At 61.0% G+C, this 20,562-nt stretch carries 17 protein-coding genes and 1 pseudogene; 12 read left to right on the top strand and 6 right to left on the bottom strand.

Features of this window, described 5'->3' with window-relative positions:
* Positions 1 to 26 precede the first annotated feature (26 nt).
* The 3 genes and pseudogenes from A4C63_RS25885 to A4C63_RS18310 all read left to right on the top strand — a co-directional run bounded on the left by A4C63_RS25885 (position 27) and on the right by A4C63_RS18310 (position 1,828).
* Positions 27 to 533: a GNAT family N-acetyltransferase gene (locus A4C63_RS25885; protein WP_082888368.1), complete on the top strand. Its 507-nt coding sequence runs from the start codon at positions 27 to 29 to the stop codon at positions 531 to 533.
* 331 nt (positions 534 to 864) lie between these two features.
* Positions 865 to 1,464 (top strand): annotated as a pseudogene (locus A4C63_RS18315) (N-acetyltransferase family protein); the annotation flags it as partial.
* Between the two features lie 4 nt (positions 1,465 to 1,468).
* Positions 1,469 to 1,828, top strand: coding sequence for a cupin domain-containing protein (locus A4C63_RS18310; RefSeq protein WP_063913927.1), 360 nt, complete (start codon positions 1,469 to 1,471; stop codon positions 1,826 to 1,828).
* Positions 1,829 to 2,042: 214 nt separating this feature from the next.
* Here A4C63_RS18310 and A4C63_RS18305 read toward each other — a convergent pair whose 3' ends face one another.
* A complete protein-coding gene (locus A4C63_RS18305; RefSeq protein WP_063913926.1) occupies positions 2,043 to 2,903 on the bottom strand; it encodes an OST-HTH/LOTUS domain-containing protein in 861 nt (286 codons plus the stop codon).
* 296 nt (positions 2,904 to 3,199) lie between these two features.
* Here A4C63_RS18305 and A4C63_RS18300 point away from each other — a divergent pair, with 296 nt between their 5' ends.
* Entirely contained in the window at positions 3,200 to 4,072 is an 873-nt protein-coding gene (locus tag A4C63_RS18300; RefSeq protein WP_063913925.1) for a GNAT family N-acetyltransferase, read from the top strand.
* On the top strand, positions 4,072 to 4,965 hold the full coding sequence (locus A4C63_RS18295; protein WP_063913924.1) for a polysaccharide deacetylase family protein: 894 nt from the start codon (positions 4,072 to 4,074) through the stop codon (positions 4,963 to 4,965). The genes A4C63_RS18300 and A4C63_RS18295 overlap by 1 nt, the downstream gene beginning before the upstream one ends.
* 18 nt (positions 4,966 to 4,983) lie before the next feature.
* Here A4C63_RS18295 and A4C63_RS18290 read toward each other — a convergent pair whose 3' ends face one another.
* On the bottom strand, positions 4,984 to 6,513 hold the full coding sequence (locus tag A4C63_RS18290) for an FAD-dependent oxidoreductase (protein ID WP_063913923.1): 1,530 nt from the start codon (positions 6,511 to 6,513) through the stop codon (positions 4,984 to 4,986).
* 335 nt (positions 6,514 to 6,848) lie between these two features.
* The gene (locus tag A4C63_RS18285; RefSeq protein ID WP_063913922.1) at positions 6,849 to 7,886 is read right to left on the bottom strand and encodes a sterol desaturase family protein; all 1,038 of its coding nucleotides are present in this window, start codon (positions 7,884 to 7,886) and stop codon (positions 6,849 to 6,851) included.
* Positions 7,887 to 8,129: 243 nt separating this feature from the next.
* On the opposite strand from A4C63_RS18285, the gene A4C63_RS18280 reads away from it, so the two are divergent.
* From A4C63_RS18280 to A4C63_RS18260, 5 genes are all read left to right on the top strand, one after another.
* On the top strand, positions 8,130 to 10,541 hold the full coding sequence (locus tag A4C63_RS18280) for a TonB-dependent receptor (RefSeq protein ID WP_063913921.1): 2,412 nt from the start codon (positions 8,130 to 8,132) through the stop codon (positions 10,539 to 10,541).
* A 310-nt stretch (positions 10,542 to 10,851) separates the two neighbouring features.
* Positions 10,852 to 11,721 carry a GyrI-like domain-containing protein gene (locus A4C63_RS18275; RefSeq protein WP_063913920.1) on the top strand — a complete coding sequence of 290 codons (870 nt, stop codon included), beginning with the start codon at positions 10,852 to 10,854 and terminating at the stop codon, positions 11,719 to 11,721.
* 202 nt (positions 11,722 to 11,923) lie between these two features.
* On the top strand, positions 11,924 to 12,934 hold the full coding sequence (dusA, locus tag A4C63_RS18270) for a tRNA dihydrouridine(20/20a) synthase DusA (RefSeq protein WP_063913919.1): 1,011 nt from the start codon (positions 11,924 to 11,926) through the stop codon (positions 12,932 to 12,934).
* Between the two features lie 401 nt (positions 12,935 to 13,335).
* Positions 13,336 to 14,262, top strand: a complete 927-nt coding sequence (gene tal, locus A4C63_RS18265) for a transaldolase (RefSeq protein WP_063913918.1) — start codon at positions 13,336 to 13,338, stop codon at positions 14,260 to 14,262.
* Between the two features lie 206 nt (positions 14,263 to 14,468).
* Entirely contained in the window at positions 14,469 to 16,319 is a 1,851-nt protein-coding gene (locus A4C63_RS18260) for an alkaline phosphatase D family protein (protein WP_063913917.1), read from the top strand.
* A 266-nt stretch (positions 16,320 to 16,585) separates the two neighbouring features.
* Here the strand turns inward: A4C63_RS18260 and rssC are convergent, their stop codons facing one another.
* Together rssC and rssB are read right to left on the bottom strand one after the other, a co-directional pair.
* Complete coding sequence (gene rssC / locus A4C63_RS18255) at positions 16,586 to 17,068, bottom strand: anti-sigma factor antagonist RssC (RefSeq protein ID WP_051098867.1); 483 nt, start codon at positions 17,066 to 17,068, stop codon at positions 16,586 to 16,588.
* On the bottom strand, positions 17,065 to 18,249 hold the full coding sequence (gene rssB, locus A4C63_RS18250) for a two-component system response regulator RssB (RefSeq protein WP_063914082.1): 1,185 nt from the start codon (positions 18,247 to 18,249) through the stop codon (positions 17,065 to 17,067). Before rssB ends, rssC begins: the two co-directional genes overlap by 4 nt.
* A gap of 281 nt (positions 18,250 to 18,530) precedes the next feature.
* Between rssB and A4C63_RS18245 the strand changes: the two genes are divergently transcribed.
* Positions 18,531 to 18,830, top strand: coding sequence for a PilZ domain-containing protein (locus A4C63_RS18245; protein ID WP_063913916.1), 300 nt, complete (start codon positions 18,531 to 18,533; stop codon positions 18,828 to 18,830).
* A 153-nt stretch (positions 18,831 to 18,983) separates the two neighbouring features.
* Here the strand turns inward: A4C63_RS18245 and A4C63_RS18240 are convergent, their stop codons facing one another.
* Positions 18,984 to 19,691, bottom strand: coding sequence for a VacJ family lipoprotein (locus tag A4C63_RS18240; protein ID WP_063913915.1), 708 nt, complete (start codon positions 19,689 to 19,691; stop codon positions 18,984 to 18,986).
* Between the two features lie 201 nt (positions 19,692 to 19,892).
* On the opposite strand from A4C63_RS18240, the gene A4C63_RS18235 reads away from it, so the two are divergent.
* On the top strand, positions 19,893 to 20,459 hold the full coding sequence (locus tag A4C63_RS18235; protein ID WP_063913914.1) for a hypothetical protein: 567 nt from the start codon (positions 19,893 to 19,895) through the stop codon (positions 20,457 to 20,459).
* Positions 20,460 to 20,562 lie beyond the last annotated feature (103 nt).

Below are 20,562 nucleotides of genomic sequence, written 5' to 3'. Positions count from 1 at the left end.
TAGCGGGAAGGTGCAGGGAAGCCAAGATGGAACGGTCTTACACCACTTATTACTTGGAAATGATTTCAGCGTCCGAGCTGAAGGAAAAGCCACAGCGTCACGACCTCCAAATCATCGAATGTGAAGTGCCTCAGGCGGAATTTAATCGGTTCCTATACGAGCTTGTTGGCACGCCTTGGGAGTGGGGTGATCTTGATTCCTGGGGTCTTTCTGACTGGCAGGCACTCGTCGAACAGGATTGCCACCGTACTTGGGTTGCCTATCACCGTGGTGCGATAGCAGGCTATTACGAGCTTTATCGCCCCGATGGCTGTAACAGCGAAATCCGCTACTTTGGGCTGGCACCACAATTTGTGGGGTGTGGGTTCGGCGGAGCGCTATTAAGTCACGCTGTTCGATCCGCATGGGGGTGGCAAGGTACAGAGCGGGTTTGGGTACATACATGCACATTTGACCATCCTGCCGCGCTTCTAAACTATCAAGCGCGCGGATTCCGTATTTTTAAGCAGGAGGAGACGGAGCCAAGCCGGTGAGTGCCGGGGCCACAGCTGCTGGCTGCGAAAGGCAGCTCTCTCAGTAGCTGCCTTTCGTGAAATACGACCTCATATGGAGGCAACCCTGCTCTGATTCCAGCCATCCCACCATGGAAGTACAGGTCGTCCCGCTTCTCGCCTCACCACCTCCGGCAACTGCACGATCGATTCCCCAGGCATGAGCCATTGGACGGCCACGTGCCTTTGAGCATGGGGCAGCGTCGCACGCTGTGCTGACGGTGTTCGCCCAGAGCATGATGGGAACCGTTGAACCCGCCTACCCTGCCACCCTGTCAAAGGCGTAATCCTTGAAAACCAACCACCCGACGCCATGGGAGCACTGTACATGCCTATCGACTTCAGACCCGCTCAAGCCTCGGACGCGCACGATATTGCACGCTTCTTTCAACTGACATCGGAGGGCATGGCCGATTACATATGGAGCAAGCTTGCCGCACCTGGAGAAGCATTGCTGAGTGTCGGTGCGTCTCGCTATGCCAGGGAACAGGGCGACTTTTCCTACAAGAACTGCCTGATGGCCACTTTCGAAGGGCGCGTCATCGGCATGATGCATAGCTATGTCTTGCGCGAGACCCCTGACAGGCCTGTCGAGACAGACCCGGTCCTCGCGCCTTATTCCGACATGGAAATACCCGACACCTTGTACATATCCAGCCTGGCCCTGGATGAGGCCTGGCGCAGCCAGGGGCTGGGCGTCCAGTTTCTTCGCCACGCCCAGCAGCGCGCTGAGGACTCTGGCCTGGATGGGCTATGCCTGATCGATTATGCAGAAAACCACGGTGCACGCCGCTTCTACGAACGTCACGGTTTTCAGATTGTTAAAACCTGCCAGATCGTTCCGCACCCGATGCTGGGCGTAACCGGTGAAGCCTATTTGATGTATCGCCCTACCCACAACGTACTCGAGAAAAACCATGAACAAGAAACTGACCGTGTTCCGCGAACTGGATATCCAACCGGTGCGCGACCTTCCCTTTTTTGAAGAGGTCGTGGAAGGCAACCCTCATACGCTGACGTCCAAGTACTATCACGATGAACAGCAAGGTCGCATTTCCGGAGAGTGGGAAGCCAGCACCGGAGCGTGGCGCATCGACTACAAAGTCTGGGAGTTCTGCCATGTTCTGAGTGGATGCTGTGTCATCGAGCTTGAGGGTTGCGCCCCCATCACACTGGCCGCTGGCGACACGTTCATTATCGAACCGGGCGCCAAGGGCAAATGGACCGTGCTGGAAGACATGAAAAAGAACTTCGTGATCCTCTTGCCCGCTAACTAGGCAAGGGGTCGCGTTTCATCGAGCGCAGTGCAAGGACAGTTTGCATGCTTGCCGGCTGGCGGCCTATACACTGTTCAGTGTCTGCTTCGGGTCGATAGCGGTCAGTCATGACCATCTGCTTTCGACCCTCGGCTTACCCTTGGCGGAGGGCAGCTAACGGTCAGAAGCAGTCCCTCAACGCGCTGACAAAAAGAGTGACGATCCAGCAGCCCATTCAACTGACCTTGCTGCGATACCAAACGGTCGTCCGTTCACTATCAGCGTGGGATTTTCGTATTTCAAACTGCCGTGATTCGTGCAGGACCTGATTCCAGCTATTGCAACTGTAGCGCTTGGGCGTCTGCTCTGGATTGGCATCACTCATCCAGCGGATCGCTGCTTCCAGTCGAGTCCAGCCACCTTCGGCAAGCTTGGCTTCTGCTTCACGTAAACAGGAGCAGATCCCGCTGTCAGGCCAATCGACCGAGCCGTCCTCCCGTATGCCGTCGAGCGCATCTTCAAATGTCTGGCTCTGTATAAACAACGCCAATTTAGCTCGTGCCTCAACCATGGTCTTGGCCCAACATTGCAAGTTCAAACAATGCCGATTGATGGTCTGGTAGCTTTCCTCCAGATAACCATCCGCAGCCTGGCAGCCTGACTCTGACCAGAGATCGAAATGCTCAATGAAGTGGTGAACTAGCTTGTTACGCAGGTCGACCAACGCCTTGATAGCCACCTTCGTGGCCTCATAGTGCTCGACTGGCATTTCCAACTGGTTTCGATAGCTGAACCCGATCTGGTCACCAGCATCGGCTTCCGTCTGTGACTCTTCATTTTGGGGCGACTGGATCAGAAAGCTGTCGGTCAGCATTCCGACCAACATGCCCATGGTTTTTTTCTCGGTACATGCGACCTTCTGCTCACGGAGGGTATGCAGCCGATCCACAGGGCCGCTCAACTCAGCATGCGCGACCATGTCTTTCAGCAGCTGTTCGTATTGTTGCAGACGCAACAGACACCGTCCGAGCTTGCGCTGCACCACAGCTTGAAGGCCAGGTACATCATTTGCGGGCATAGTAGTGACTTCATCCATGATCAACGACTCACGCAAAAATGGCAGGGCTGGAGTAATTCACTGCAATGCGCTGCCCTGCAAGGAGGGTCTGCAATGCGAAAGACTGACGCATTTCAAGCGTGAGTATAGGTTGAGGATCTTTTTACCCGCATCGGTCGGCAGCTAGCCCAGGCGCTCAGGACAATTCAATGGCAATGAGCCTGTTCTGCTGGTGGCGTAACGGCCTGGATCAATACTCGGGTTGAAGCTATACCCTAAGAGTTCAGCTTGGCGATGGACCATACGCCCGCTTAACAACTGGGGAGAACTTCGCGGTGTCGAATCAGCTGGTCATACGCAACATGACCCGTCCCGAACTGGACGAGCTCGTCGATTGGGCTGCCCGTGAGGGGTGGAATCCCGGCGTTCACGATGCCGAGCTGTTCTGGGTTACGGACCCTGCCGCCTTCATCGCAGCGTCCCGGGGCGACGAATTGATCGGTGGCGGTGCCATCACTTCCTACAACGGCGAATTCGGTTTCATGGGTTTTTTCATCGTCCGGCCTGAGTATCGTGGTCAAGGCCTGGGCAATACCCTCTGGCACGCACGCCGCGAGCGACTCCTCGCCCGCCTTCGCCCAGGCGCGAGCATTGGCATGGACGGCGTCTTCGCGATGCAGGACTACTACGCCAAGGGTGGGTTCGTCTTCTCCCATCGCAACCTGCGTTTTCGTGCCAAGGCCACCGAACGCCCGGCGACTTCGCAGGTAGACAATCTGGACATCGTCCCGTTGGCCACCTTCCCGTTCGATGAGGTGGTCGATTACGACCGCATCTGCTTCCCCGCCGCGCGCGCAGCCTTCCTGAGCGGGTGGATAACCCAGGCTGATGCACTCGCCGTGGGTTGCCGACGCGAGGGCAGGCTTAGCGGCTATGGCGTGGCAAGGCGCTGCCGGGAAGGCTACAAGATCGGCCCCTTGTTCGCCGATGACGCCCTTGCAGCCAATGCCCTCTACGCGCGCCTGGCAGCATTTGCGCAAGGTCACCCGCTGTTTCTGGATGCCCCGGAGAACAACCCCGCCGCGATGGCGCTCGTGCGCCAACAGGGCATGATCGAGGTTTTCGGCTGCGCACGCATGTACCTCGGCCCGCCCCCGGCGATCGCACACGAACGTGTGTTCGCCGTCACGACCTTCGAGCTGGGCTGATGTCCGTTCGCGATCTCATCGGTTATGGCGGCTGCCCACCCCACCCGCGATGGCCCGGTGAGGCGCGCGTCGCGGTCCAGTTCGTACTCAACATCGAAGAAGGCGCGGAGTCTTGCATCCTCAATGGCGATGCACAGTCGGAGGCCTGGCTTCATGAACTACCGGGCCGCCCGCCGCGCGTGGGGGAACCGGACCTGAGCGTCGAGGGCATGTACGAATACGGATCGCGCGCAGGTGTGTGGCGCATTCTGGAGCTGTTCGGCGCCAGGGGCCTGCCGCTGACCGCCTTCGCCGTTGGCCGAGCACTGGAACTGACCCCGGCGATTGGCCATGCGCTCTACGCGGCCGGGCATGAGATTTCCGGGCATGGCTACCGTTGGATGGACTATCGCAACATGCCTGAGGACCAGGAGCGACACCATATCCGCCTTACCATCGACGTGATCGAGCAGACCTGCGGTAAACGCCCCGTAGGTTGGTATACAGGAAGGGTCAGCCAGAACACCCGCCGCCTGCTGCGTGAGGAAGGTGGGTTTCTCTATAGCTCGGACGCCTACAACGATGATCTGCCCTACTGGCTTCCCGGCTCGCCCGCCCACCTTGTGATCCCGTACACACTGGTCAACAATGACGCCCGCTATCTGTTGCCGAATGGTTTCGCCTGCGGTGAAGACTTCTTCCGGCTGCTCAAGGATGCTTTCGACCTGCTGTGGCAGGAGGGTGCGCACCACCCGAAGATGATGAGCGTGGGCCTGCATGGGCGGATCAGTGGCCATCCTGGTCGTGCGATGGCGCTGGCGCGCTTTCTCGATTACGTGCAAGGCCATGACGGGGTGTGGGTCTGCCGGCGCGAAGAGATTGCCAGGCACTGGATAGCCCAGTTCCCCGCCTGAGTGATGGCAACCGATTCCTCAAGCGGGCAGCATAACGCCGCGCTCCTCGAAATATCGGTTCAACGTGGATGCTTCCCCCTCGGGATCAGCCAGCGCGACATAGGTATCCGGCCGCAACAGATAAGTTGCATTTCTGGCAATGCCGGCTTTCTCGTACGCATGCTCCCAAGCGAAAACATGCAGTGCAATGCCGTGCTTTGTGCACCATTGGGCCAGGTCTGCCTTGGCCTCACCGTAAACCTGCACCTGCCACTGAATGGCTGTCAGTGGATCGTAGTTGTCTGCAATGGCCCCTGGTAGCCAAGGCAGACGATCGCCGCCCTGAACCTCACCTGCCTTACCTTGACTCAGCGGACTGTGGCGGTAATCAAGGGACGTTTGCGAAACCACCCGGAACAGGAACTCACGCACGCTCCCGCTCTTGTACGCAACGCTGGCGAAGATCGGCGCGATGCGCGTGCGCACAAAGTCCGCGAACCCGCCCTGAGCGGTAACGAACGTGAACAGTTTGTCGGTTGTTTCCACCAGCTTGCGGGCAAATGCCTGGCGTTCGATCTGGTAGCTGTCGAGTAACGTATCGGGCGCCTTGCCTTTGACCACCGCTGCCAACTTCCAGGCCAGGTTGTTCGCGTCCAGAATGCCGGTGTTCATGCCCTGCCCGCCTGCCGGGCTGTGGACATGCGCAGCATCGCCGAGCAAAAAAGCTCTGCCACGGCGGAAGTGATCCGTGACACGATGATGAACCCGGTAGGTGGAAAACCAGTTCACCTCGGTAATCTTGAGGTTCAAGCCGTTGATGGCATCGTGGGCAACGTCCGCGAACGTCAGGTGCTCAGGATGCTCGGCACGCTCGTCTCGCACGGTACCGATCAGGCGGTATTGGTCCTTTTCGCCATAGCACAGCAGCAGTACAAAGTCGGACTTGTCAAAAGCGATGTGTGCCTCACCCGCAGGCTCGATGCCCGTTACCCTGACATCCGCGACATAGAACAGGTGTTTATAGGTGCCGCCCTCGAAACCGCTGCCGATCTGATGCCGAACGAGCGACCGAGCGCCATCACATCCTGCCAGGTAAGCCGCAGTCAAGGCCTCTTCCCGCCCATCTGCCTGTTTCAGGAGGGCAGTGACGTGGCTTTCACCCTCTTCGAACGACAGCAGTTCAGTCTGCCATTCCACGTCCACGCCGAGTGAATGGAGCTGCTGCACCAGTAATCGCTCATGGCGGTCCTGGGGATAGATCAACACGAAGGGATATGCCGATATCTCTGCACCTGCATCCTTCAAGGGGATGCGCGCTCTGTGGCTGCCTCGGGCCCACATGTTCATGGCAGGTGTTTTGTAGCCGGCATCTATCACTGCCTCGGCCATATCGAGCTGGCGATAGAGCTCCAGCGTGCGGGCTTGAACAGCCATGGCGCGAGAGGCTTCGCCTGGACCATGGCTCTTGTCGACGATCCTTACGGCGACGCCTTGCCTGTTGAGCCAAAGCGCCAGAGCCAGCCCGGTAGGGCCAGCTCCAACAATGAGAACGTCGGTTTGCGCCGCCATGATCTCACCTCAAAAACAAATGACTACAGAGCCATAAATGTTCTTGAGCGCACGCAAAGTCAACCAGTCATAGGTCGTTCGCAATCACTGCCTGGGCTGGCCTCATCGCGGGCACGCCCGCTCCCCCAGAACCGCACATAACTTATTGAATCAGCAGGCCCCTTGTGGGAGCGGCTTTAGCCGCGAACACCGGCGCAGCCGGCGCCATGCACCGCGCTGGATTCTTCGCGGCTAAAGCCGCTCCCACTGGCTACGCGGAGCGCTTGGGAAATCAGTTCTTTTGGAGAGCCGCTACGGGACTTCCTTGGCGAAGAATTTGCCAACAGCGGGATCAGCTAACGGCCCGCCCTGCCGGACGCGCCGAGCACAGCCTTGCGCTGGCGTTTCGCCAGGACCTTACGGCCTGTGTCGACAAAGGGCGTGACGATCAGGCTATAGACCGTCAGGTAACGCTGGTGGTCTTGTGCTCCGGTGCCGAAGCGGATGTTTTCGGGCTTTGATGTGGTGACATAGAGCGTGCCGAACATCCAGTCCCAGAGGGACAGGTTGGTGCCGAAGTTGCGGTTGAAATGGCGAGGGGCGTCACTGTGATGGATCTGGTGCTGGGCCGGGCTGTTCAACACATGTTCCAGCTGCGGGCCGAACGACAACCAGACATGGCTATGCCGCAGGTTGGCCGCCAGGCTGTTGAAGATGAACACCAGGTAAGTCACGCCGAACAGGGTGTAGCGGCTGACTTCACCGCCGCAAACGTACCAGAAGCAGCCGGCGAAGAGGCCGATGCCAATGCCGGTGCTCAGCTTCTCGACGATCTTTTCCACAAAATGCACCCGGCTCGCCGTCGCCGGCACCAGCACGGGCGCCGAATGATGGACCTTGTGAAAGGCCCAGAGCCAGCGCGAGTGAAAGGCCCGGTGCGCCCAGTAATGGATGAAGTCCTTGAGCAGGAACACCCCCAACCCGTAGAGCAGAGACAGTGCCAGGTTCTCGCCCAGACGCGGGCGTGCGCCCCAGAGCTTGCTGAAAAAGGCCAGGTAATCGCCGGAGCGCAGGATGTAGGGGTCGACCAGATGGACGATGGGCAGCACCAGCGCGACCTTGAGAATGGCGCGCACGAAGTAGTAGCGGTAATCCAGCAGCGCCGAGGCATGCAGGTGTACCCGGGCGCCGCCGATGAATTGCCAGAACGAATGGGCATCGCTCAGGCCGCGCTGCTTCCTGAAGCGGAACAGGCCATAGGCGACGCCATAGGAAATGCAAAGGAACAAGACCCCGAAACGGCCGTTCAGATTGAAAATGCCGAGGAACTGGTCGGTAACGGGCGTAATTACCCACTCGGTCAGGTGCTCAAAGACAAGCGACAGGGCATCCACGAAACGTCAGCCTCGGCAAAAGGGACGCAATTGTAAATCAGATTTATTTACTCAAGTGGTTTTATCCATGCCCTGTGGCTTCAAGCACGTGGCAATGGCTTGCCCCTACCCGCAATAACTCAAGCCACCGATTGACATCTGCAGGAGGAAAGATAACTATCCGGCCGAATTTATGAGACGCATTATTATTATCAATACGCTTCTCATAATGGTGCCCGCCTATCCATCGAAAGGAGCCAATGGATGTCCGCCTGTTTTTCTCCCCCCGCCTTCAGCATTCGCCAAGCCGCGCTGGTGGCGAGCCTTTCGGGCTCGCTGCTGGCCAGTGCCAATGCCTGGGCCGTGCCTGTCAGCTACAGCATCCCGGCGGGGCCGCTAGGGGCTGCCATCAACCAGTTCGCCACGGCGAGCGGGGTGATTGTCAGCTTCGCCAACGAAGAAATCGCTGGCCTGCGCAGTGAGGGGCTGCAGGGCAGTTACGAGCTGGAGCAAGGCCTTGCGCACCTGCTGCAAGGCAGTGGCCTGCAGGTGCAGCAAGCGGGAGCCAAGCACTACATGCTGGCCCGCCCCAGCCGGGATGGCACGATGGAGCTCGCTGCAACGACGGTCTCCAGCGTGGGGCTGGGTGCCACCACCGAAGGCACCGGCAGCTACACCACAGGTTCGGCCAACACGGCAACCGGGCTACGCCTCTCGGCACGCGAGACACCACAATCGATCAGCGTGGTGACCCGCCAGCAGATCGAAGACCAGAACCTGAACGATGTTGCCCAGGTACTGGAACAGACCCCAGGCGTGGTCGTCGACAGCATGGGGCCGGCCGGCAGCGACGCCAACCATATCTACGTACGTGGCTTCGAGGTCGGCACCATCCAGGTCGACGGCCTCAACCGGCCCGACAGCTTTGGCTTTCGCGATGACCTTGCCGACATGGTGTCGTATGACCGGGTCGAGGTGGTACGCGGGGCCACGGGGCTGATGTCCGGCACCGGTGACCCCGGTGCGACCGTCAACCTGATTCGCAAGAAGCCGACGTTTGAAACACAACGTAAACTGACCCTGAAAGCAGGCTCGTGGGACACCTACCGCACCGAGCTGGACGTGTCCGGCAAGTTGTCGGAAAGCGGCAATGTGCGTGGGCGCCTGGTCGCCTCGAACACCGACAGCCAGAGCTACATCGACCGCCAGTCCCTGGAACGGCAAGTGGCATACGGGGTGCTGGAATGGGACATCACCGACAGCACGATGCTGACCGTGGGGGCGGAGTATCAGGAAATGGACAACGACGGCGCCGGTAACCATGGCTTCCCGATGTTCAACTCCGATGGCAGTCACTTCAGCCCTTCCCGCTCCTTCAATTCGGCTTCGGAATGGAGCTATCACAAGCGTCGCACCAAGACACTGTTCACCACGCTGGATCACGACCTGGCCAACGGCTGGCACCTGAAATTCAACGCTGAGCACAGTCGCCGAAGCTATGACGACGTATTTGCCACCGCCGCCAGCGGCACCGTCAAACCTGATGGCAGCGGCATCCAGACCTGGACTGGCCGTTGGGCAGGCGAGCCCCGGCAGACCTCGTTCGACCTGTCGGCTTCGGGCCCGTTCGAACTGTTGTCGCGCGAGCACCAGGCGTACGTCGGGCTCAGCCACTACCGGGCCTACTTCCGCAACCACGGCTACGATCTGTGGACGTATCAGGATATCGACAACATCCATGACTGGGATGGCTCGTTGCCAATACCTGACGCTATCTACAACAAGACGACAAAGGATGCGCTGGATGAAACCCAGGACGGCCTGGTGGCTTCGGTGCGCTGGAGCCTGACCGATGACCTGTCGCTGATTACCGGCGCCCGGGTGATCGACTGGCAACGTGACGAAACTCACGAGACGCTGGCGAGCGGTGCAACCAAACGCACCTCACGCAGCGAAACCGGGGTCGTCACCCCTTACGTTGGCCTGGTTTACGACATCGACGACAACTGGTCGGCCTATGCCAGTTACACCACCATCTTCAATCCGCAAGACAAACAGACAGCAACGGGCAGCTACCTCGACCCATTGGAGGGCGTTAACTATGAGCTGGGCCTGAAGAGCGAATTCTGGGACAAGCGCCTGACTGCTGCGCTCAGCGTGTTCGAAGTGCACCAGGACAACCTGCCCGTGCAGGACGGCGACAACAAGGCGCCGAACGGCAACCAGGCCTACCGTGCCGAGTCCAACACCAAGACCCGCGGTTTCGAGATGGAAGTGGCGGGCGAGATCCTGCCTGACTGGCAAATGTCGGCCAGCTACACCTATGCCGTAAGCAAGAATGCGGATGGCGACCGCCTGCTCACCGAAGTGCCGCGCGACACCCTCAAACTGTTCACCAGCTACCGCCTGCAGTCACTGCCACAGGTGAAAGTGGGCGGTGGTGTGCGCTGGCAGGGCGCGGAGTACAAAAAATACGCAGGCCCCCACCGCGAGACCTTCACCCAGGACGCCTACAGCGTGGTCAACCTCATGGCGCAATATGCCTTCACACCACAAACCAGCGTCTCACTGAACCTCGACAACGTGTTTGACAAGACCTACTACACGGCAATTGGCTCGCGTGGCTGGTATGGCAGCCCGCGTAGCGCCACGGCCACGTTGGTGTACGCGTTCTGACCCAGGCGGCCTTCAGCGATTCTGGCGAAAGCATTGCGGTGGCCAGCGCGCATCATTGATCGGGGTGAACCACCCGCTGCGCCCAGTCGACTGATCATGCAGGGGCAGTTACGCTGGCGCTTTCGACCTGCACGGAAGCGCCAGTGATCGTACTGTACTCACCCTCCTGCCCTCCCCTGCGAACACCGGCAACGCCGGTGCCATCCACAGCATGGTCAAGACAATCCCCGATAGAGCAATCACGGCTAGGCACCTCCATGCCTGAACAACGGATGCTAGCGCTCACCGCACCTTCCGGAGATTCCGTTCGTTGACTGACTCACAGCACAACCCAACCTACGCAAAGCGGTTCGAAGCCGTGCTTGCCTACATCGACAGCCACCTCGAAGGTGACCTGTCGGTAAATGCCCTGAGCCGCATCGCCCACTTCTCGGCATTTCACTTCCATCGGCAGTTCACGGCATACATCGGCGTTCCGGTTTCACGGTATGTGCAACTGATGAGGCTTCGACGCGCGGCGCATCAACTGGTCGCCTCGCCTGCCATCTCCGTACTGGAAGCAGCTTTCGGCGCCGGCTTCGAAAGCCCCGAAGCCTTTTCCAGGGCTTTCAAGCGTGCGTTTGGCATGGCGCCGAGCGTATTCGCCAAGGCCCCGAACTGGCAGGCCTGGAGTGCGGTTTTCGTTGTTCCCCACCATTCCAGGAGCATCACCATGCAGATCCGTATCGTGGATTTCGCCGAAACTCATGTGGCCGCGCTCGAACACCAAGGGGCGCCCGGCCTGGTCAGTGAAAGCGTCGCGCGTTTTCGCCAATGGCGCATTCAAAGCGGCCAATCACCGGTGGCCAGCAGCCGAACCTTCGGCATTCCCTACGACAACCCCGACACCACCCCGGCGCACGCCTTTCGCTTCGCCGTGTGTGGCGAGATAGGCGAAGCCGTGCAGCCCAATGATTTCGGCGTGCACGAACGCGTCATCCCGGCGGGCCGCTGCGCTGTGATCCGGCATACCGGGTCGCCTGACTACATTGGTGAAACCATCTATCCGCTTTATCGGGACTGGCTGCCTTCGAGCAACGAGGAACTACGGGATCATCCGTTGTTCTTTCACTACTTGAGCGTGTATCCGGAAACGCCGCTGGAGCAATGGCAAACGGATATCTACGTGCCGCTCAAGTAGGTTGGCTGGTGGCTAATCTGGGTAGAAGGCTGTAGGGCTGCGCATAGATCGAGTCCAGACGGATACCCGGCTCTCTTGGTAAACTAGCCGCCTGCCTTGGCAATCACCGATCTCCCGGCGCCGACTTTTGCTACGTCGCGCCCTCGGTTTGCTGCAAACACCCTCGAAACTGCTGAATTTGGTACAAGACACGTTGAACGATATGACCACAAACCCAGGCTCTAACCCAGCAACCACGCGCTCTGAGCCTTCCCGTCGCTTCAGCGTTGCGCCCATGATGGACTGGACAGACCGCCACTGCCGGTTCTTCCTGCGCCTGCTTTCCAAAAACACCCTGCTCTACACTGAAATGGTCACCACCGGTGCCCTGCTGCACAACGACGCCCACCGTTTCCTGCGCCACGACGTCTCCGAGCACCCGCTGGCGCTGCAACTGGGCGGCAGCGTGCCGGCCGACCTGGCCGCCTGTGCCCGCCTGGCCGAGGAGGCTGGCTACGACGAGGTCAACCTCAACGTTGGCTGCCCGAGTGACCGGGTGCAGAACAACATGATCGGTGCCTGCCTGATGGCCCACCCGGCGCTGGTGGCCGATTGCGTGAAAGCCATGCGTGATGCGGTATCGACCCCGGTGACGGTCAAGCACCGCATCGGTATCAATGGCCGCGACAGCTACGCCGAGCTGTGCGACTTCGTCGGCCAGGTGCGCGAGGCAGGCTGCCGGAGTTTTACCGTGCACGCGCGCATCGCGATCCTGGAAGGGCTGTCGCCGAAGGAGAACCGTGAGATTCCGCCCCTGCGCTATGACGTGGCAGCGCAGTTGAAGGCGGACTTCCCGGACCTGGAGATCGTGCTCAACGGCGGGATCAAGACCCTGGCCGAGTGCCAGGCACACCTTGAAACCTTCGATGGGGTGATGCTGGGGCGTGAGGCGTACCACAACCCTTACCTGCTGGCCGAGGTGGACCAGCAGCTGTTCGGCAGCGAGGCGGCGGTGGTCAGCCGCTGCGAGGCGCTGGCGCAGTTGCGGCCTTATATTGTCGCGCACATGGAAAGTGGTGGCGCGATGCACCACGTTACCCGGCATATTCTGGGGCTGGCCCAAGGGTTCAAGGGGGCGCGGCGCTTCCGCCAGTTGCTGTCGGCGGACATTCACAAGGCGGCGGAGCCGTTGGCGGTGTTCGACCAGGCGGTGGAGCTGTTGCAGGGGCGGTAACCCGGCCCTGACAAGCGCCGCATTATCTGTGGGAGATTGCCCAGCCCTTTGGGCTGCGCTGTCGCACAGGGAACAATGTTCGACAGCGTGCCACATTCCCTTGTGGGAGCGGGCGTGTCGAGGCGTCGAACCGCCGCGAAGCAGGCGCCGCGGAGTATGGCACCGGTTCCGCCGGTGTTCGCGGGCTTGCCCGCTCCCACAAAAGCCGCGTCGCGCTTACGAACCGAGTTCTCGTCATTACAGCGCACGCCGTTTCTGTGCATACGGAACCTCGGGGCCGCTAGCGACTCGAATCTTCACCTTTCGCACCGCCCTTCGCGGGCAAGCCCGCTGCCACAGGCCCTTGAGTGGCCGTCGGGGCTCGGGTAATGTCGAGTCATTACACAGGACAGAGCACGCCCATGACCTCCAAGCTGGAACAACTCAAGCAGTTCACCACCGTGGTCGCCGACACCGGGGACCTGGACGCCATCACCCGCCTGAAACCGGTCGATGCCACCACCAACCCGTCACTGCTGCTCAAGGCTGCGGCCATCCCGGGCTATGCCGAGCTGCTCAGGCAGGTCAAGGCCGATGCCAAGGGTAATGTCGACCTGGCTTGCGACAAGTTCGCGGTGGCCGTGGGCTCGGGCATCCTCAAGGTCATTCCGGGGCGTATCTCCACCGAGGTCGATGCCCGCCTGTCGTTCGATGAACCCGCCCTGCTGGCCAAGGCGCGCAAGCTGATCGAGTTGTACGAAGCCGCCGGTGTTGGCCGCGACCGCGTGCTGATCAAGCTGGCCTCCACCTGGGAAGGCATCCGCGCCGCCGAAAAGCTGGAGAAGGAAGGCATCCAGACCAACCTCACCCTGCTGTTTTCTTTCGCCCAGGCACAGGCCTGCGCCGATGCCGGGGTGTTCCTGATTTCGCCGTTCGTGGGCCGTATCTACGACTGGTACAAGAAGAGCACCGGCAAGGAATACGTAGGCGCAGAAGACCCGGGCGTGCAGTCGGTCACTCGCATCTACAACTACTACAAGGCCAACGGCTACAACACTGTGGTCATGGGCGCCAGCTTCCGCAATATCGGCCAGATCGAGCAGCTGGCCGGCTGCGACCGCCTGACCATCAGCCCAGAGCTGCTGCAGCAGCTCAGCGATGACCAGGGCGACCTGCCACAGGTACTGAAGCCGGGCAATGCCGGCGAGCCCAAGCAGCAGCTGAACGAAAGCCAGTTCCGCTGGGCCATGAACGAAGATGCCATGGGTACCGAGAAACTGGCCGAGGGTATTCGCCAGTTCGCGCGGGACCAGGAGAAGCTGGAGAAGTTGATGGCTGACAAGGCCTGATACATTTCGGGTTTGCCTGACGGGCGGGAAGTGTTCAGCATTTTCCGCCCGCTTTGTTTTACCTGGCCTTAGATGTGTATTGAATTCCAGGGCCTCTTCGCGGGTAAACCCGCTCCCACAGGGATCCCCACACGCCAGAAGTTGGCGCTGTACCTGTGGGAGCGGGTTTACCCGCGAAGAGGCCCGAGAAGCCACCCGAGCTGTCGATGACCTCCCCTACCCCCTTGCCCCTCGTACTCGCCGGTCCGGTACTGCGCCGCCTGGAACCCCAGCGCCTGGCCATCTGGCTGGTCGCCACGCAACCGCTGCAACCCGAATTCATCTTTCCGGCAAGCGAGGCCCAGGTCGATTGCCAGGTGGTCGCGGTGGGCCAGCACGCCTTCATCCATCTGCTGGACATCCACTTCACCCACCCCCTGCCCTGCAACCAGTTGCTCGACTATGACCTGCTCATCAACGGCCAGGGCATCGCCGGCTGGGCGCCGCACCTGCTCTACACCGGCGCCGATCGCCCAAGCCTGGTGCTGCGCGATCGGCTCGACCACCTCCTGCACGGCTCCTGCCGCAAGCCGCATTACCCGGCCGCCGACGGCCTGCTATGCGCCGACCGCCTGCTGCAGGCCTGCAAAAAACCCGCAGACCGCCCCGCCGTGCTGCTGATGACCGGCGACCAGGTCTATGCCGACGACGTCGCCGGCCCGATGCTGCGCGCCATCCACAGCCTGATTGCACGCCTGGGCCTGTTCGACGAGCAACTGGAGGGCGCGGTGGTGCCCGACAGCCAAGCGCTGTACCAGCACCCGGCCTGCTATTACCACCGCGCCGACCTGCTGCCGGCGCAGGAACGCAACGAAACCCTGCGCGAGCGTTTTTTTGCCGGCAAGCGCAAGCCGATCTTCTCGTCCAGCAACGCCGACAACCACCTGGTGACCTTCGCCGAGGTCATGGCCATGTACCTGCTGGTGTGGTCACCAGTGCCCTGGCAGCTAGTGAACCTGGACATGCCCAATGGGCTCAGCGCTCCGCGCCAGGCCCGTTACCGGCAGGAGCTGCCGCTGATCCAGGCGTTTGCCGACGGCCTCGGCCAGGTAGCGCGGGTGATGGCCCACCTGCCGTGCCTGATGATCTTCGACGACCACGACATCACCGACGACTGGAACCTCTCGGCGCAGTGGGAAGAAACCGCCTACGGTCACCCCTTCTCGCGGCGGATCATCGGCAATGCCCTGCTCGGCTACCTGCTGTGCCAGGCCTGGGGTAACGACCCGCAGGGCTGCAAGCCCCTGGTCGGGCAATGCCAGACATTGAACAGCCAGACCCAGGATGAGTTGATCGGCGCGCTGCTGCGCTTTCAGGGCTGGCAGTTCAGCCTGCCCACCAACCCGCCCTTGCTGGTGCTGGACACCCGCACCCGCCGCTGGCGCAGCGAAAGCAGCCTGGCCAAGCCCTCCGGCCTGCTCGACTGGGAGGCGCTGAGCGAGTTGCAGCAAGCATTGCTGGACCACCCGTCGGCAATCATCGTGTCGCCTGCGCCGATTTTTGGCGTGAAGCTGATCGAGACAGTGCAGAAGCTGTTCAGCTGGCTGGGCTACCCGCTGCTGGTGGATGCCGAGAACTGGATGGCCCACCGCGGTGCAGCGCAGGTCATCCTCAACATCTTCCGCCACTCGCGCACGCCGGGGCACTACGTGGTGCTCTCCGGCGATGTGCATTACTCGTTCGTCTATGAAGTGCTGATCCGCCACCGCCAGCGCAGCCCGCACTTGTGGCAGGTAACCAGCAGCGGGATCAAGAACGAATTCCCGCGGCGCTTGCTGGATGTGCTCGACCGGCTCAACCGCTGGCTGTATGCGCCGCGCTCGCCGCTAAACTGGTTTACCAAGCGGCGGGAAATGCAGGTGGTGCCGCGTACGCCCAGCCATAGCAAGGCTGGCGAGCGGTTGTGGAATGGCGCGGGGTTGGGGCAGGTGTTTTTCGATGAACAGGGGCGACCGGCGCGGGTGTATCAGCTGGATGCGGGTGGGGGTGAGGCGACCGAGTTTACGCGGCGGGAGTGATCAGGCAGGTAATGCTTGCGTTGGCCTTGCCGGCCTCTTCGCGGGTAAACCCGCTCCCACACGATCACCATAGTATTCGAATGCAGCGCAGTACCTGTAGGAGCAGCCTTGTGCTGCGAAGAGGCAGATATGACAAAAGATGCTCTGTGGCAGTGCTGGCCTCTTCGCAGCACAAGGCTGCTCCTACAGGTGAGTGCATGACTCAAGACCGGTGCATAACCTGTGGGAGCGGGCGTGCCCGCGAAGAGGCCGGTACAGGCTGAAGATCAGGTCCGCTCCAGCGCACTGACCAGGTCATGGAAAGCTTCGCGGTTGGAGTCGTTCAGGCCCATGAGAATCTTGTGCGCCTCCAGCACCTTGGAACGCACCACGTCTTCGTTCTGGTCCTGGGACGGCAGGTCGGTCAGGCATTCCGGGCACGGAATCGGGCGATCGACGATGTTGAACACCTGATCGAAGCCCATCGACTGCAGCAACCGGGAAATGTCCGGGTTGGTGGTGACCACGGTCGGCAGCAGGCCCACCTTCTGGCGCGACAGGATCGACAGCTTGGCCAGCAGGCCCAGGGTGGTGCTGTCGATACTCTCGGTTTCGGTCAGGTCGATGACAATCGCCGAGAAGTTCAACGCGGTGAAAATCTTCTCGATCGTCGCATCCAGCGCCGAACACAGGGTCAGGCGCACTTCACCGACGAATTTCAGGACGAAGGTACCACTCTGCTCGGCGAACTGGATTCTACCGGTACTCATTGAAGGTTCCTGCTCAACACCAATAGGGCGATATCATCCGGCATCTCCCCAAGCGTAGCCAATCCAAATCGTTGACGCAGCCCATCCAGGCTGCCACCTGCGGCCCTGACGATTTCCGGCAGGGCGGCTTCTTTATCTTTGAGCGTGTCACCCGGCAAAAGGTCCAGAATGCCATCGGACATAAGGCTGAGGCTGAACTGCGGCGGCAGCTCCACCACCAGGTCCTGGTAGGTAGCCTCGTCGAACAGCCCCACCGGCAGGCCGCGGCCTTCCAGGTAGCGGGTGTGCTCAGGGGTGTGCAGCACCGGCAGCGGCAGATGGCCGCCAACGGCGTAGGTCAGCAGGCCGGTGTCTTCGTCGATCACCCCGCCAACCATGGTCACGTGCTTGCCCAGCTTGCAGTTGATCAGCCCGCGGTTGATGTGGCTGAGCACCTGCGAGGGTTTGAACTCGCGCATTTTGCTGCCGCGCTTGAATTCGAACAACAGCCGTGTGGTCATGAACTTCAGCAGCACCGTGACGAACGCTGACGACGCGCCATGCCCGGAGACATCGGCGAGATAGAACGCGATGCGCCGTTCGTCCACACGGAAGTAATCGGCAAAATCACCCGACAGGTACAGCGACGGGATGATCTGGTGCTCGAAGGCGAACTCGCCGGCCACCCAAGGGCTTTCCGGCAGCATGTTCATCTGCACCTGACGACCGGCGGTCTGGTCCTCCTGCAGCAGGTGCAGGCTGGCTTCCAGTTCGCGGTTGGCAGCTTCGAGCTTGTCGCGATAGCGCTGGTTTTCCAGCACCAGGCGCGAGCGGTCGAGGGCTCGGCGCACCGAATGCTCGAGCACGGCCAGGTCTTCCAGCGGCTTGATCAGGTAGTCGGCGGCGCCCAGGCGCAACGCTTCCACCGCATCACTCATGACGCCGGCACCGGACACCACGATCACCGGCAACTGCGGGGCGCGCTCGCTGACCTGGCGGATCAGTTCGAGGCCGCCCATCTGCGGCATGCGCAGATCGCAGATCACGAGGTCGGGCTGGTGTTCTTCGAAGACCTGAAGCCCCTGCTGGCCATTGCCGGCCTGGAGGACGCTGAAGCCACTGTCTTCAAGATAGGCGGCGAGGCTTGCACGGACCACGTCGTCGTCATCGATGATCAGCAGCGTTGCACTGGTTTTCTGCATGTGGGCGAACGGCGCCGATTTGGGTTGGTGCAGCGGTGTCGGCAAGGCAGACGGCCAGCTACGGGAATTCTTTATGGTCACACTCTACTTGAGTTGTAGGACAAGAACACCTGCCCGGCAACTGTCTGGCAACTGTGAGAGCTACCTTGTAAGGCGCAGACGGTACTCCCATCCGCCAAGCGTTTCAAGCATGCAAGGGTCGACCTCGCCGCACTTTACAGGGCAAATCACCGGGAGTTATAAGAAAGTCGACCAGTGCAACCCGATGAGAAGGATGCAGCATGCCCCACACGCCCTCCAGCCATGGCGAGAAACGCGATTTCATCCGCATGCGCATCGACACCGAAGTCAGCCTTCTGCACGAAGGCCAGGTGATCGCGGCCGTGTGCCTGGATCTGTCCAGCAGCGGCATGCAGGTGCAGGCACCACAGCGCTTCCAGGTGGGGGACCCTATAGAGGTGCGGATCGAATCCGACCACCCGGCGCTGAAGGGGCTGCATGCCAGTACCGAAGTGGTGTGGATTGCCGACCAGCCGGGCGGGCAGCAGAAGTTCGGGTTGCGGATCCTGGCGATGCATTGATCGGCCCTGTGGGAGCAACTGTCTTGCTCAAAATTTATAAGCACATGCGCTCACTGTGGGAGCGGGCTTGCCCGCGAACACGGGCGAAGCCCGTGCCATCCACTGCGTCGCTTGCTTCGCGGGCAAGCCCGCTCCCACACGGACCGCGCAGGATCAGAAGTCGTCTTCGACTTCGCCATCCTTGACCTTGAACTCGCGGTTCTGCAGGTAGGCATTGCGAATGAAGATGTACTTGTCACCCTGGATCAGCTTCTCGGCCGACAGCAGGTCGGCGCGGGTGTCGATGATGTCCAGGGCGAAGATCGAGTTGCGCGTCGGCACATGGTCGATGTAGCGGTAGGGTTCGGTGTAGGTGTCCGGGTACTTGGCCACGCCGTCACGCACGGTGCTCGGGCCCAGCAGCGGGATGACCACGTACGGGCCGCTCGGCACGCCCCAGTAGCCGAGGGTCTGGCCGAAGTCCTCGTCGTTGCGCTGCAGGCCCATCTTGGTGCCCACGTCGAAGAAGCCGCCCAGGCCGAAGGTGGTGTTGACGATCAGCCGCGCCGTGTCCACGCCCGCCGCATGGGGCTTGAACTGCAGCAGGTCGTTGGCCAGGTTGGTCACGTCACCCAGGTTGCGGAAGATGTTGTGGATGCCATCTTCGAGGAACTGCGGGGTGACCGCCTGGTAGCCCTTGGCCAATGGCTTGAGGGCATAGGTGTCGAGGGTATCGTTGAACCGGAAGATCGGGCGGTTGACTGCTTCCCAGGGATCTTCCTCGGTGGCGGCCTGGGTGGCTGCCACGGGCGCCAGCAGCAAGCTGGCGCAGACACAGGCCTGGGTGACTCGTTCGATCACACTGGCACCGATCCTACGCATAGGTGTTTCTCCATCGAATTTCTCGGCCGCAAGCGCAAACGGGTCGCGCTGCTGTACGGCGGCAGTATAGAGGCTTGCGGGCTGATAAACAGCTTTACACATCTCTGCTCAATATTTTGTGAACAACTGTTGCGCGGCGCCCGCTGTCACAGGGTGGTAACAATCGCCGAATAGCCTGCGGACTATTTGAGGGAAGTTGCCATGGACGCTGCACCCGCCTTCACCGCTGTGCTGTTCGGCTTGCGCGGCTGCCTGGTGCAAGCCGCCAATGGTGGCGCCCCCTCCCCCGCCCCCGGCGCTCTGGCCACCCTCGCCAGCCTGCGCCAGCGCCAGGTGCCGTGCATCTGGCTGGATGACCTCAACGCCAGCCAAAGCAGGCGCCTGGCCCACGTTTTGCCTGCCTGGCTGCCGGGGCACTCGGTGAACGGCGTGCGCTGGCCGGCGCCGAACGCCTGCTGGCAGGCCCTGATGACGCTGGACAGCGAACGCCTGGACGGCTGTGTGCTGGTCAGCGGCGACCCACGCCTGCTGCAGTCTGGCCTCAACGCGGGGTTGTGGACGGTAGGGCTGGCCGCCTGCAGCCCCTTCTGCGACCGCAGATCGCGGCAATGGCAAGCGATGACCCCGCAGGAACAGGACCTGGCCCGTGGCAAGGCGACGCTGGAACTGTTCAGCCTGGGCGTGCACTCGGTGATCGATCACCTCGAAGCGCTGGACACCTGCCTGCAGGACATCGCCCAGCGCCGGCGCAAGGGCGAAAAACCCTGATACAGCACCTTTGACGCGGATCATGCAAAGCAACGGCAGGTGGATTACGCTGAAGACAGGCCAGAACCTTTGCCGCTTCGCTGAGGTCCATGGCTTGCCAAGC

This window comes from Pseudomonas sp. p21 (genome assembly GCF_001642705.1).
In the GTDB taxonomy this organism is placed as follows: Bacteria; Pseudomonadota; Gammaproteobacteria; order Pseudomonadales; family Pseudomonadaceae; genus Aquipseudomonas.
The sequence above is the reverse complement of the archived record's forward strand: the minus strand, read 5'-3'. Positions and strand labels throughout refer to the sequence as shown.

What these genes read in the sequence shown, in the direction of transcription:
- A4C63_RS25885 (WP_082888368.1), top strand. Translation starts at nt 27, where the DNA reads ATGGAACGGTCTTACACCACTTATTACTTGGAAATGATTTCAGCGTCC.
- A4C63_RS18310 (WP_063913927.1), top strand. Translation starts at nt 1,469, where the DNA reads ATGAACAAGAAACTGACCGTGTTCCGCGAACTGGATATCCAACCGGTG.
- A4C63_RS18305 (WP_063913926.1), bottom strand. Translation starts at nt 2,903, where the DNA reads ATGGATGAAGTCACTACTATGCCCGCAAATGATGTACCTGGCCTTCAA.
- A4C63_RS18295 (WP_063913924.1), top strand. Translation starts at nt 4,072, where the DNA reads ATGTCCGTTCGCGATCTCATCGGTTATGGCGGCTGCCCACCCCACCCG.
- A4C63_RS18290 (WP_063913923.1), bottom strand. Translation starts at nt 6,513, where the DNA reads ATGGCGGCGCAAACCGACGTTCTCATTGTTGGAGCTGGCCCTACCGGG.
- A4C63_RS18280 (WP_063913921.1), top strand. Translation starts at nt 8,130, where the DNA reads ATGTCCGCCTGTTTTTCTCCCCCCGCCTTCAGCATTCGCCAAGCCGCG.
- dusA (WP_063913919.1), top strand. Translation starts at nt 11,924, where the DNA reads ATGACCACAAACCCAGGCTCTAACCCAGCAACCACGCGCTCTGAGCCT.
- tal (WP_063913918.1), top strand. Translation starts at nt 13,336, where the DNA reads ATGACCTCCAAGCTGGAACAACTCAAGCAGTTCACCACCGTGGTCGCC.
- A4C63_RS18260 (WP_063913917.1), top strand. Translation starts at nt 14,469, where the DNA reads ATGACCTCCCCTACCCCCTTGCCCCTCGTACTCGCCGGTCCGGTACTG.
- rssC (WP_051098867.1), bottom strand. Translation starts at nt 17,068, where the DNA reads ATGAGTACCGGTAGAATCCAGTTCGCCGAGCAGAGTGGTACCTTCGTC.
- rssB (WP_063914082.1), bottom strand. Translation starts at nt 18,249, where the DNA reads ATGCAGAAAACCAGTGCAACGCTGCTGATCATCGATGACGACGACGTG.
- A4C63_RS18245 (WP_063913916.1), top strand. Translation starts at nt 18,531, where the DNA reads ATGCCCCACACGCCCTCCAGCCATGGCGAGAAACGCGATTTCATCCGC.
- A4C63_RS18240 (WP_063913915.1), bottom strand. Translation starts at nt 19,691, where the DNA reads ATGCGTAGGATCGGTGCCAGTGTGATCGAACGAGTCACCCAGGCCTGT.
- A4C63_RS18235 (WP_063913914.1), top strand. Translation starts at nt 19,893, where the DNA reads ATGGACGCTGCACCCGCCTTCACCGCTGTGCTGTTCGGCTTGCGCGGC.